A 12535-nucleotide genomic window follows, 5' to 3' on the forward strand; every position below is an offset into this window, starting at 1 on the left:
ACGATGGCGGGATGGCTACTCCGATGCGGAACCGCCCGTGCGCGAAGGTCTGCGGCATCGAACTCCCCGGCTCGGCGGAACTGGTGCTCCTCCGTCAGGTGCTCGGCCTGTGTGTTCGGCTGAGCGTCCGGTTGTCCACCGGCTGCCCTTCGCACAAGGGCGGTTGACCCTCTCTTTACTTGTCCGGACGCCGACTGCGTCAGGTCCGGTTCGACGAAACGCGGCGGGATTCCGGCCCCAGGGGCCCGGATTCCCGCCGCGATGGTGTCCGGATCAGGTCCGGATCAGGTCCCTCAGGTCCGGATCAGGTCCGGATCAGTCGGGCGATCGCCTTCGACGCCTCGCCGACCTTCACCTTGGCCTGGTCGCCGCCGGCCTCGATGGCCTCCGTGACGCAGCAGCTGAGGTGCTCGTCCAGGAGGGCGACCGCGCAGGACTGGAGCGCGGCGTTGATCGCGGAGACCTGGGTGAGGACGTCGATGCAGTAGACGTCCTCGTCCACCATCCGCTGCACCCCCCGGACCTGGCCCTCGATGCGCCTCAGGCGTCTGATGATGTCTTCCTTGTGCTGTCCGTAACCGGCCACGGCGGCCTCCTCGTCACATCACGGGCCGACGGCTACTTGTCGGCGGCTTGGAAACCACGGAGGCGGAGGCTGTTGCCCACCACGAAGACCGAGGAGAAGGCCATCGCCGCTCCGGCGATCATCGGGTTGAGCAGTCCGGCCGCGGCGAGCGGCAGGGCGGCCACGTTGTAGGCGAAGGCCCAGAACAGGTTCGAGCGGATGGTGCCGAGGGTCCTGCGGGAGAGCCGGATCGCGTCCGCCGCCGCCCGCAGGTCGCCCCGTACGAGGGTCAGGTCGCCGGCCTCGATGGCGGCGTCGGTGCCGGTGCCCATCGCGAGACCGAGGTCGGCCTGGGCGAGCGCGGCGGCGTCGTTGACGCCGTCGCCGACCATGGCGACCGAACGGCCCTCGCTCTGCAGGCGCTTGACGACGTCGACCTTGTCCTGCGGCATGACCTCGGCGATCACCTCGCCGATGCCGACCTCGGCGGCGACGGCCTCGGCCACCGCCTTGTTGTCGCCGGTGAGCAGGATCGGGGTGAGGCCGAGGGCCTTGAGGCGGCGGATGGCCTCGGCGCTGGTCTCCTTGACCGCGTCGGCGACCTCCAGGACCGCGCGGGCCTCGCCGTCCCAGGCGACCGCGATGGCGGTCTTGCCGGCCTTCTCGGCCGCGTCCTTGGCGGCCTTGAGGGACGGGGTGAGCTCCATCGCCCACTCTTCGAGCAGCTTCTCGCGGCCGACGAGGACGGCGTGGCCGTCGACGACGCCCTGGACGCCGAGTCCGGGGATGTTGGCGAAGTCCTCGGGGGTGGGCAGGGTGCCGACGCGGGTGGCGGCGCCGTTGGCGACCGCCTGGGCGATCGGGTGCTCGGAGGAGTGCTCCAGGGCGCCGGCGAGGCGCAGCACGTCGTTCTCGTCCGTGCCGGCGGCGGTGTGGACCTTGAGGAGGGTCATCCGGCCGGTGGTGACGGTGCCGGTCTTGTCCAGGACGATGGTGTCGACCTTGCGGGTGGTCTCCAGGACCTCCGGGCCCTTGATCAGGATGCCGAGCTGGGCGCCGCGGCCGGTGCCGACCATGAGGGCGGTCGGGGTCGCCAGGCCGAGGGCGCAGGGGCAGGCGATGATCAGGACGGCGACGGCGGCGGTGAACGCGGCGGTGAGTCCCTGGCCCGTGCCGAGCCAGAAGCCGAGGGTGCCGAGGGCGAGCGCGATGACGACCGGCACGAAGACGGCGGAGATCTTGTCGGCGAGGCGCTGGGCGGCGGCCTTGCCGTTCTGGGCGTCCTCGACCAGCTTGGCCATGCGGGCCAGCTGGGTGTCGGAGCCGACCCGGGTGGCCTCGACGACCAGGCGGCCGCCGGCGTTCAGGGTGGCGCCGGTGACGGAGTCGCCGACCGAGACCTCGACCGGGACGGACTCGCCGGTGAGCATGGAGGCGTCGACGGCGGAGGAGCCCTCGACCACGGTGCCGTCGGTGGCGATCTTCTCGCCGGGGCGGACCAGGAAGCGGTCGCCGACCTGGAGGTCGGCGGTGGGCACGGTGACCTCCTGACCGTTCCTGAGGACGGTCACCTCCTTCGCGCCGAGCTGCATCAGCGCCTTGAGCGCGGCGCCGGCCTTGCGCTTCGAGCGGGCCTCGAAGTAGCGCCCGGCCAGGATGAAGGCGGTGACGCCGGCCGCGGCCTCCAGGTAGATGTTCCCGGCGCCGTCGGTGCGGGCGATGGTGAACTCGAAGGCGTGGGTCATCCCCGGGGTGCCGGCGGTGCCGAAGAACAGCGCCCACAGGGACCACAGGAACGCGGCGATGGTGCCGACCGAGATCAGCGTGTCCATGGTCGCGGCGCCGTGCTTGGCGTTGGTCCAGGCGGCCTTGTGGAAGGGCCAGGCGGCGTAGACGACGACCGGCGCGGTGAGCGTGAGGCTCAGCCACTGCCAGTACTCGATCTGGAGGGCCGGGACCATCGCCATCGCGATGGTCGGGACGGCGAGCGCGACGGCGGTGATCAGGCGCTGCTTGAGCGGGCGCAGCTCGGCGTCGGCGATCTCCTCGTCGGAGGGGCCCTCCGGGCCGCCGGCGGCGGCCGGACGCTCGGGCTCCGGCTCCTTGGCGGAGTAGCCGGTGGCCTCGACGGTGGCGATCAGCGCGGCGACGTCGATGTCGGCGTCGAAGGTGACCTTCGCCTTCTCGGTCGCGTAGTTGACGGTGGCCTCGACCCCGTCCATGCGGTTGAGCTTCTTCTCGATGCGGGCCGCGCACGAGGCGCAGGTCATGCCGCCGATGGCGAGCTCGACCTGGGCGGTGCCCGGAGTGGTCGTTGTCATGAAACTGCTCCTCGGTATGGCGAGTTCGGGGGCCGGGGCCCGGGCGTGGTGGGCGAGCCCCGGCGGCCGGTGTCGGCGCTGGGGGCGCCGGTCAGGCGCGGCCGGTCAGCTCGTAGCCCGCGTCGTCGACCGCCGCGGCGATCGCGGCGTCGTCGGGCTCGCCGCCGGTGGTGACGGTCACCCGGCCGCCGGCGATGTCGACGTCCACGGTGATGACGCCGTCGAGCGCGCTGACGGAGTTGGTGATGGCGGTCTTGCAGTGGCCGCAGGTCATGCCGGAGACGGCGTAGACGGTGGCGGTGGTGTCGGCGACGGCGGTGGCCGTCGTGATCTCGACGGTGTTGGTCGAGCAGCTGCCGTCAGGGGTGCAGCAGGAACCCATGGCTTCCTCCAGTTGTTCTGTGGCTCGTTCGGCGGGTCGGATACCCTCGGGGGGTATCAACCTCTCCTCATGTATACCCCCCTTGGGTATCTGACGCAAGCAGGGACCCGACTTGACTTGATACCCCCCAGGGGTATGGTGAAGTGCAGTGAAGGTGAGGCTCGCGCGTCTGTCGGGGCCCACGCCGCCCATGTACGTACGGGAGAGCAGCCATGAACACCGGAGTGAAGATCACCGCCTTTGCCGCCGCGCTCGCCGCGACCTTCGGGACCGCGTACGGGGTGGGCAAGGGCGTCGGACCGATCGGCGACACCGCGAAGCCGGGCCACGGCGGGCACGCGGCGGCCGCGCCCGAGGGGCAGGAGTCGGGCGGCGGCGGGCACGCGGGCCATGAGGAGGGCGCCGCGGCGGGCACGGCGAGCGCTCCCGCGGCGGGCGGCCTGCAGGTCTCGGAGGGCGGCTACACCCTCGCCCTGGAGACCCCGGCCCCGGCGGTCGGCACGAGCACCCTGCGCTTCTCGATCAAGGACGCGAACGGCCGGAAGGTCACCGCGTTCACCACGGAACACGGCAAGGAGCTGCACTTCATCGTCGCCTCGCGCGACCTGAACGTCTTCCGTCACCTGCACCCGGTGAAGGGCGCCGACGGCACGTGGACGGTGCGGGCGGACCTGCCGGCGGCCGGCGGCTACAAGGCCTTCGCCGACTTCAAGCCCGCGGTGAAGGGCGCGAAGGGCGTCACGCTCGGCGCGGACCTGTCCGTACCCGGCGCGTACGCCCCGCGCCCGATGCCGCCGGTCGCGCCGACGGCGAACGTGGACGGCTACCAGGTGCGGCTCGCCGGGACGCTCGACCCGGGCAAGGCCGGCGAGCTGCGCCTCACGGTCACCAAGGCCGGGAAGCCCGTCACGGACCTGGAGCCCTACCTGGGGGCGTACGGCCACCTGGTCGCCCTCCGCGACGGCGACCTGGCCTACCTGCACGTGCACCCGAACGAGGGCGGCCCGGGCCCCGACGTGTCCTTCACCGCGACGGCGCCGAGCTCGGGCACGTACCGCCTCTTCCTGGACTTCCAGCACGAGGGCAAGGTCCGCACGGCGGCGTTCACGGTCCGCGCGGGAGCGGCGTCCGCGCCCGCCTCGACCCCGGCGGGTGGCACTCAGTCCCCCGCGCACGATGCGGGAGGCCACTCCCACGGCTAGTCTGGTCATTGGACTAGACCTGTAAGCCGTGGGAACCCAGGAGGAATGGGCTCGATGAGCAACCGTGCAGTGCTGGAGGTGATCGCCCTCGACGAGGAGGACGCGGTCGCTGCCCAGGCCGGCGGGGCGGACCGCCTCGAACTGGTCACCGACATGGCGGCGGACGGGCTCACCCCGTCCACGACCGGCTTCGCGGCGGTCCGCGCCGCCGTCGACATCCCGCTGCGCGTGATGCTCAGGCTGACCGACGGCTTCGCGGCCGGGGACACCGAGCAGGTCGACGCCCTGGTGGCCCGCGCCACGGAGCTCCGCGCGGCGGGCGCCGACGAGTTCGTCCTCGGCTTCCTCACCCCGGCGGGCGACCCCGACCTGGTCGCCGTCGAGCGCCTGATCGCCGTCCTGGACGGCTGCCGCTGGACCTTCCACCGGGCGATCGACCGCGCCGCCGACCGGGACGCCCTGCGCAAGCAGCTCGCGGACCTCCCGGGCCTCGACACCTACCTGACCGCGGGCGCGGCCACCGGCGTCGACGACGGCCTCACCACCCTCAAGGCGGAGGCGGCCCGCGCGGGCGAGCCCGGCTACGAGCCGCAGATCCTCGTCGGCGGCGGCCTCCGCCTCGACCACCTCCCGACCCTCCGCGCCGCCGGCCTCACCGCCTTCCACATCGGCGGCGCGGCCCGCCCGTCCGGCTGGACGGCCCCGGTCTCGGAATCGGCGGTACGGGCCTGGCGCGAGGCACTGGACGAGGCGTAAGGCTGCTGGAGTTGAACACGAGAAATACAGAAGCCCCGGAGGACTCTCCGGGGCTTCTGTATTTGCTGCGGCTACTTCTCCAGCGACAGAGTGAAACGGCAGGGCAGGTCCTGCGTGAACCTGTCGGCGCCTTGCTTGTAGGTGAAGCGGCATGCGGATGCTTCACCGGAAATCGGGCCGGTGACGGTGACCTTCACCGAGTGGTAGATGCGATTCTCTTTACCCGGGTCCAACTTGATCGGCCCCTTCGAGTAGTCCGTGTACGTGGCCGAGGGGAACTGTGAGTCCCCGTCCGGAAAAATGAGGGCCACGCCTCGTGTCTCCCGCGCATCGAATGCCGCGTATCGGACTACCTTGAGCCCCTTGGGGACGTCCAGTACTTCCGCCTCTGTCAGTTCGATGGGTGAATCGGACCGATTCTGTAGTTTGGGTAGGGCGAACCACCAGGACTGCCCGATCTTGGCGTGGTCGTTCCATACGATTGCGCCTTCTCCTGGGCCGTCCAGAGCATCCCCCTCGCGGGTTCCAGACCCATTGGAGAAGGCGCAGGAGGACAGTGTCAGGAGGAGGGTGACGACGGCTCCACTAGTACGAGTAGAACGTGCCTTCCCTGCCAGTCCCCACTTGTGCATAAAGCCCCCAGATCCAATGGTCGGCCGCCCTGGAACCACCGGCGACTATTTTCTGCTCGTGATCCTTGTCCATCTGCGTCGAAGCCGCCAGAGAGATTCCCATGACCGAGACGGCTCCAGAGATCTTGGCGCTTCGCCCTCGGCTTATTCCGTACCCCGAATTCGGCGCGACCCGTGCGCGGTGTTCGTATGGAGACTTGAAGAATCTAGCCATGCCGTCGAGGTGCGACACGTCCTTGCCGTATATCCCGGTGAAGCCGCCCGGAGGGACCTTGTATCCAGTAGCAGCGATGCGCTGGTACGAGCTCCTTACTACGCCTCCGCAGTAGTACTTTACCTGCTGCTTTACATAGTTGATCGGAACTCGCCAGTGCTTCCCGAAGTATGGACCGCGGTTTGTGAAACCTGTGCTTGAGCCGGCTGAACCGCCGAGTGTGACCCCCCGGGTGACGCTCCAGCTGCCCGTTCCCTTGATGGCCGTGTCGACAGTCGTGGTCATCTTGGACTTGTACTCGAACGACGCCTTGGCATCCCAGTAGGCATGAGCCTCGCCGACCGTCGTGTAGGCGATCTGCTCACTCACGTTCTTCGTCAATGTGTAGCAAGTGCCCGAAGCGCGGGGATCTGTCTGTGATTCGTCTCGGACGGCCTGCGAGCGCACGTCCACACCGCTGACGAGGTAGGGGTTGTAGGCGGCATCCGGCGCAGTGCCCCTGTCGTTCTGCCATGCGGGGGTCAGCGCTGCGTCTTCGGGGGAGGCTGTGGGGAGCTGCTCGTACTGGGCGGCGTAGCTGTTCCGTTCCTGGGCCGCTGTCGGCTCGGAGGTGTCGGCGTCAGGCGCATCGGCGGGGATCATCGCGATCGTGTGATCCGGTTCGGCGGAGGCGGTCACCGCGAGCGCGGACCGCTGAGCAGGGGCCGAGATCGACGCGGGAGCTGCGACCAACTGATCCATGGCAAACATCTGAACGCCAGACGTCGTGGCTCCGAAGACGCTGGCCCCGACATTGAGCACGCCGTCGTTCGCGTCGACCTGGGCCTGGACCTCGGTGGGCAGCTCACTCGGAAGGGTAAATGACCAAGTGCCATCGGCTGCGGTCGTCGTCGTGCCGAGCGCGGCGATTTCCTTTGCCGTGCCGACCTCGCCGACAAGCGCTGGGTCGTTGGGCGCGATCCGCACGGTCATTCCGGCGGCCGGGGTGCCGTTGCCGAGCGTGAACTTGCCAGAGACGGTGACCGGTCCGGCGGCCGGAGTCGGGTCAGGGTCCGGCTGGGGAAGGTCGATTGGCGGTGGTGCAGGCTGGTTGCCCAAGTTCGGCTTGTCGTCAGGAGACGGAGCGGTGAGGCAGCTCGCGGTGTCAGGCAGAACAGCGCCGAAGAAGCCGACAGCCACCTCAGGATTGGCGAGCGCCGGAGATGAACCCGTGTAACTCTTGACGATTCCCGTGTAGTCCTGCGGTCCCGGCTTCGTGTACATGACTCCGGGTGCAGGGCTCCAGGCGCTGGCCGCGGAGGACAGTCCGGTGGCGATCACACCATTGTCGGTCAGCTTGGGGGCCATTGCATCGACGCCGATGTACTCGATGCTGTAACTCCACTGCCTCACCTCGCCGTTGGACAGGGTGAAGATCTTGTCCTCGACACCCCAGACGTGTGTCGCGGAGGCGATGGCCACGGCGGCCGCATCGTTGGCAGGGATTTTGGCGGCGAGCGGCACCATGTGTGGTTTGTTGTTGATCCGCGTTCCGGTGAAGACGCTGACGGAGCGATCGGTCGCCGAGAGTCCGAAGATGGTGTTACCCAGTGTCCACACCCTGGAGTATCCGGTCCATCCGCTCCCGTACGTTGCGAGCGGGGTCAGGAGTGCGCCACCGGTTTCGGTGTTGTCCTTGTACGACTTGAGTATGCCGTCCTGCGTGATTTCGTAGATGACACCGCCCTTCCCGCCGAACACCTGGCTGGTTCCCGGGAGTTGAGCGGTGCTCCCCGTGTCAATGAAGCGACCATCGGTGTCCCCGTTGTAAGGGCTCCAGTCGACGTACTTCCGGATCGTCACCGGCGGCGGGTTCACGGGGCGACCTCCGCCCGGCTTCCCTTCGATGAGATAGAAGGGAAGGTGTGTGGAACAGTCCGCTGCCGACGCAACGGCAACTTCCAAAGTGGCCGGCAGGGCCACTGTGGCGCCTGCAGCAAGCGCCACCGTCAGGGCGCCGCTGACGAGTCTCTGGCGCGAAAAAGAAGAATGGCGCGCGGCCATATGTAATCCCCCCACGGAATTTTAGAAGCTGCCGGGTGAGGGCAGCTGTACCGCAATTACATGCACGCGCTTTGGTTGGGTCAACCCCATATTTGCGGGCCGGGCGTATGTATGCTCCTTTCCGTGGTGTTTGTCCCGCGTGAGGCTTCCTGAATTGATCAAGATCTGAGCTTTCGGGGCCGGTGCGATCTTCCGCCGCCCGGCGCATGCTGGAGATGTGGCGGGTTGGGCCCGCCGGGGGGAAGGGCGTCCCGCCGCGGCATCGTGACAGTGAGAGTCAGGAGAGCCAGGAAGGGACGGTCTGGTGGTCATGGCGCATTCAACTACCTATCCCGCACCCGATATCGCTTCGCTGAACATCCGTATCGCCTACCGCGACGAACACCCCTCCGAGGAACTGTGCGGAGCGGCCGAGCGCAGCGTCGGGGCGCTCGTGCTGCGGCACATGGAGGCGACGCGGCTCCGGCGGGAGGCCGAGGCCGTGATCGACGAGGCGGCGGTCGCGTACGCCGCGCCCGCCACGCGGCTGGTCGAGCCCGATCCCGCGGCGGCCGAAGTGCTGCGCACCGCGCGCCTCTTGGACGGGTCCACGGACTCGTTCGACCGCTACGCCACACTCGAACCGACGGTGCCGGAGGCCCCGGCCTGGGCCCGGCAGATCCCGCCGTACCACTACACCTGGAGCTGGCACGACACGAACGGCTACGCCCCCTACGGCGTGGTCACCACGCTCAGCAGCGGCGCGCTCGGACTGGACGCCCGCTCCGGCTCCCTGCCCGGCGGCAAGAGCGGGTTCGTCAACGCCCACGCGGGGTTCGGTCTGGCCGTCACCACCGACCACGAAGTGATGGCGCGGGGCGTGTCCTTCCGCCAGATGCGGTACAGCTACACCCTGGCCGCCGCCGGCACCGGAGGCAACGCCACCTCCGAGGGCGGCATGGAGTTCACCGCCTTCGAGGACGGCAACCTCATCGGCGCCACCGACCTCAACCTGGACAAGCTCTGGCGCAGCCGGGTGAGCACCACCCTCTTCGACCCGTACGAGTCCGACAGCGGGGGTCAGGGGCCGTACGCGGTCGACAGGCCGCTTGATCTGTACTTCCGGATGCGGCCCGGGCACGGCTACACCTTCAACGTCGGCGGCTGGGTCGCCAGCGACTACCACTCCGGCGCGGGTCAGGCCGGGGCGCAGGCGTTCATGCAGGGGGCCGTGCTGGCTCTGACCGTGTGGAAGTGAGGTCGGCGGACGGCCGGGGCCCGTCGGGGAATCGGGTGGCGCGCGGGTGCGGGACGTCCATAGCCTCACCTCATGCCCGACGCCACGCCTGCCACCCCTGCCCCCACCCCCACCCCCGCCCCCGTTGCCGACGTCGGCCTCGTGCGGCGGCTCGTCCACGCGCAGTTCCCCCAGTGGGCCGGTCTGCCCGTGCGGCAGGTCGACTCCGCCGGGACCGACAACCTGATGTTCCGGCTCGGCGACGCGCTCGTCGTACGGCTGCCCAAGGCCTCGTGGGCACAGGGGCAGGTCGAGAAGGAGCAGCGGTGGCTGCCGCGCCTCGCCGGGCATCTGCCGCTGCCCGTTCCCGTGCCCGTCGGGCTCGGGGTGCCGGGGGAGGGGTTCGGGCAGCGCTGGTCCGTCTACGAGTGGCTGGAGGGCGAGGACGCGTTCCGGGCGCCGATCGGTGATCTCGGGCACGCGGCCGTCGAGTTGGGGCGCTTCGGGTTCGCCCTGCGTGCCGTCGACGCCACCGGCGGGCCGGCCTCCTTCCGGGGCGGGCCGGTCACCGCGTGGGAGGACGGCGCCATGGTGCCGTCCATCCGCGCACTCGGGGCCGACGGCACGCTCGACGCCGGCCTCGTCTCCGCCGCCTGGGAGGCGGTGCTGCGGCTGCCGCAGTGGGACCGCGCGCCCGTGTGGGTGCACGGCGACCTGCTGCCCGGCAACCTCCTCACCCGCGACGGGCGGCTCAGCGCCGTCATCGACTTCGGCGGGCTCGGAGTCGGCGACCCCGCCTGCGACATGATGGGCGCCTGGACGCTCCTCACCCCCGAGACGCGTCCGCTGTTCCGCGAGGCGGCCCGCGTCGACGACGCGACCTGGGCGCGCGGGCGGGGGTGGGCGTTGTGCTGGGGCGTGGTGACGGAGCAGCACTACCGCGTCACCAACCCCGTCCTCGCCGCCGTCGCCCACCGGGCGTGGACGCAGGCGCTGCCGGAGTGCGAGATCGGGTAGGGCGGGCCCTCGCCACGCCCAGGCCAGGGCGCACCGCCGCCCCCCCCAGGCCAGGGCGCAGCGGGCGGCACCGCCGCCCCCAGGCCAGGGCGCACCACCCTCGGCCGCGCCTCCGGCTACCCCTCCAACTGGCCCGGCATGTCCGCCGCGTGAAGCACCGTCAGGCCCGACACCGCACGCGTCAGCGCCACGTACAGGCGGCGCAGGCCCGTGCGTTCGTCCGGCTCGCCGTCCACCACGGCCGCCGGCTCGTCGAGGACCACGTAGTCGTACTCCAGGCCCTTCGCCAGTGAGGCCGGGACCAGGGTCAGGCGGGAGTCGGCCGTGGTCTCCTCGCCGGGGGAGAGGTACGTGAGGCCCGCCGCCGCCAGGGCCTCGGCCAGCGGCGCGATGCGGGCGTCCGCCGCGATCAGGCCGATCGAGCCCTCGTGGGCCAGGGACGCGACGCACGCCGCGACGACGGACGCGTCCAGGTCGTCCGGCCCGTCCACCCGCCGGATCTCCAGCGAGCCGGGGTTCTCCCGTACGGACTCGACGGGAGCGAGCCCCGGTGACATGTGGGGGAGCAGGCGGGAGGCGTACGCGATGACCTCGCGGGGCACGCGGAAGCCGGCCGTCAGCTCCTCCACGTGCGCCTCCGGCTTGCCCAGGTGCTCCAGGGCCTGCGCCCAGCTCCCCGTGGCCCACGGGGTCGTGCCCTGCGCCAGGTCGCCGAGGACCGTCGCCGAACCGGTCGTGCAGCGGCGCCCCACCGCCCGGTACTGCATGGGGGAGAGGTCCTGCGCCTCGTCGAGGACGACGTGGCCCAGCGAGTGGGTGCGCTCCACCAGGTCCTTCGCCTCGTCGATGAGGACCGCGTCCGCCGCCGACCACTTCGCCGACTTCACGCTGCGGGCGGGCTTCGCCCACAGCAGCAGCTTCTGCTCGTCCTCGTCGAGGATGCCGTCGGCGTGCGCGGCCAGGAACTCGGGGTCGCTCAGCAGGCGCAGCACCAGCTTCGCCGGGTCGACCGCCGGCCAGCACTCCTTCACGACGGCCTTGACCGCCGCGTTGCGCGCGACGGTGTTCTGCACCCGGTCGTCGGGAGCCTCGCCCGCCTCCTCCATGCGGACCAGGACGGCGTGCGCGATGCGCTGGGGCAGGGCCTCGCGGGCCGCCCCGTACCGGATGTCCCGGTCGAGGAGCTCGCGGACCATCTCCTCCAGCTCGTATGCGGGCACCCGCCAGCGGCGCGAGCCGCGCACCACCATCAGCGGCTCCGTCGGCAGCGCGACGTGCGAGCGCACCGCGCGCCGCAGCACCTCCGCCATCCGGGCGTCGCCCTTGACGACGGCGGTCGCCGCCTCGTCCGTGCCGCGCACCTCGACGTGGGCGACGAGGTCGTCCACGGTCGCCTGCTGCACCTCCAGCTCGCCGAGCGCCGGCAGCACCTGCTCGATGTAGTGGAGGAAGGAACGGTTCGGCCCGATGACCAGGGTGCCGGTACGGGCCAGCCGCTCCCGGTGGGCGTACAGGAGGTAGGCGACGCGGTGCAGGCCGACGGCGGTCTTTCCGGTGCCGGGGCCGCCCTGCACGCAGACCGTGCCGGACAGGTCGGAGCGGACGATCTCGTCCTGCTCGGGCTGGATGGTGGCGACGATGTCCCGCATGGGGCCGACGCGCGGCCGCTCGATCTCCGCCTGGAGCAGCCGGCTGGTCCGCTCCAGCTCGGCCGGGTCGGACAGGTGCTCGTCCTCGTACGCGGTGAGCTCGCCGCCCGTGTACCCGAAGCGCCGGCGCAGTCCGACGTCCTGGGGGTTCTTCCTGGACGCCTGGTAGTACGGCTGGGAGACCGGCGCGCGCCAGTCGATCACCATCGGGTCGCCGACGGCGTCGTGGACGTGCCGCCGGCCGATGTAGAAGCGCTGCCCCTCCTGCGTGGTGTGCAGGTAGTCGAGGCGGCCGAAGAAGAGCGGGGTGTCGGCGAGGTCGGCGAGGGCCTTGATGCGGTCCTCGATCTGCCGGGTCAGGATGACGGCGTTGACCCAGTTCGCGGTGACGTCCTTGATGTCGAGCGACTCCACGTCCTCGCGCATCGCCCGCAGCGCGGAGCGGGAGTCGGCGAGGTGGGCGCGCTCCCTGGCGAGGGGATCGTCGGCGGCGCCGTGGGCGGTGTCGGTGGTGGACGTTACGGACACGGTGAAGCCT

11 protein-coding genes are annotated in these 12535 nt (G+C 70.5%); 5 read left to right on the top strand and 6 right to left on the bottom strand.

All coding sequences use genetic code 11. The features are described 5' to 3' along the window. Positions 1-11 precede the first annotated feature (11 nt). A complete protein-coding gene (locus OG309_RS20600) occupies positions 12-167 on the top strand; it encodes a hypothetical protein (RefSeq protein ID WP_329422871.1) in 156 nt (51 codons plus the stop codon). 137 nt (positions 168-304) lie between these two features. Here OG309_RS20600 and OG309_RS20605 read toward each other — a convergent pair whose 3' ends face one another. The 3 genes from OG309_RS20605 to OG309_RS20615 all read right to left on the bottom strand — a co-directional run bounded on the left by OG309_RS20605 (position 305) and on the right by OG309_RS20615 (position 3268). Then, positions 305-586: a metal-sensitive transcriptional regulator gene (locus OG309_RS20605; RefSeq protein ID WP_046906527.1), complete on the bottom strand. Its 282-nt coding sequence runs from the start codon at positions 584-586 to the stop codon at positions 305-307. Between the two features lie 32 nt (positions 587-618). Then, the gene (locus OG309_RS20610; protein ID WP_329422873.1) at positions 619-2886 is read right to left on the bottom strand and encodes a heavy metal translocating P-type ATPase; all 2268 of its coding nucleotides are present in this window, start codon (positions 2884-2886) and stop codon (positions 619-621) included. Between the two features lie 91 nt (positions 2887-2977). Beyond that, positions 2978-3268 (bottom strand): heavy-metal-associated domain-containing protein, encoded by a 291-nt coding sequence (locus tag OG309_RS20615; RefSeq protein ID WP_329422874.1) that lies wholly within the window; start codon positions 3266-3268, stop codon positions 2978-2980. A 212-nt stretch (positions 3269-3480) separates the two neighbouring features. Between OG309_RS20615 and OG309_RS20620 the strand changes: the two genes are divergently transcribed. Both OG309_RS20620 and OG309_RS20625 read left to right on the top strand, forming a co-directional pair. Continuing rightward, positions 3481-4470 (top strand): hypothetical protein, encoded by a 990-nt coding sequence (locus OG309_RS20620; RefSeq protein ID WP_329422875.1) that lies wholly within the window; start codon positions 3481-3483, stop codon positions 4468-4470. A gap of 54 nt (positions 4471-4524) precedes the next feature. After that, on the top strand, positions 4525-5226 hold the full coding sequence (locus tag OG309_RS20625) for a copper homeostasis protein CutC (protein WP_329422876.1): 702 nt from the start codon (positions 4525-4527) through the stop codon (positions 5224-5226). A gap of 71 nt (positions 5227-5297) precedes the next feature. On the opposite strand, the gene OG309_RS20630 is transcribed toward OG309_RS20625, so the two are convergent. Both OG309_RS20630 and OG309_RS20635 read right to left on the bottom strand, forming a co-directional pair. Next, the gene (locus OG309_RS20630; RefSeq protein ID WP_329422877.1) at positions 5298-5537 is read right to left on the bottom strand and encodes a hypothetical protein; all 240 of its coding nucleotides are present in this window, start codon (positions 5535-5537) and stop codon (positions 5298-5300) included. Between the two features lie 274 nt (positions 5538-5811). After that, a complete protein-coding gene (locus OG309_RS20635; RefSeq protein ID WP_329422879.1) occupies positions 5812-8115 on the bottom strand; it encodes a hypothetical protein in 2304 nt (767 codons plus the stop codon). 310 nt (positions 8116-8425) lie between these two features. Between OG309_RS20635 and OG309_RS20640 the strand changes: the two genes are divergently transcribed. Beyond that, positions 8426-9352, top strand: a complete 927-nt coding sequence (locus OG309_RS20640) for a hypothetical protein (RefSeq protein WP_329422880.1) — start codon at positions 8426-8428, stop codon at positions 9350-9352. Positions 9353-9424: 72 nt separating this feature from the next. Beyond that, positions 9425-10348 carry an aminoglycoside phosphotransferase family protein gene (locus OG309_RS20645; RefSeq protein WP_329422881.1) on the top strand — a complete coding sequence of 308 codons (924 nt, stop codon included), beginning with the start codon at positions 9425-9427 and terminating at the stop codon, positions 10346-10348. 116 nt (positions 10349-10464) lie between these two features. On the opposite strand, the gene OG309_RS20650 is transcribed toward OG309_RS20645, so the two are convergent. After that, positions 10465-12525 (bottom strand): HelD family protein, encoded by a 2061-nt coding sequence (locus tag OG309_RS20650; protein ID WP_329422883.1) that lies wholly within the window; start codon positions 12523-12525, stop codon positions 10465-10467. Positions 12526-12535 lie beyond the last annotated feature (10 nt).

It is taken from the genome of Streptomyces sp. NBC_01268 (assembly GCF_036240795.1).
In the GTDB taxonomy this organism is placed as follows: Bacteria; Actinomycetota; Actinomycetes; order Streptomycetales; family Streptomycetaceae; genus Streptomyces.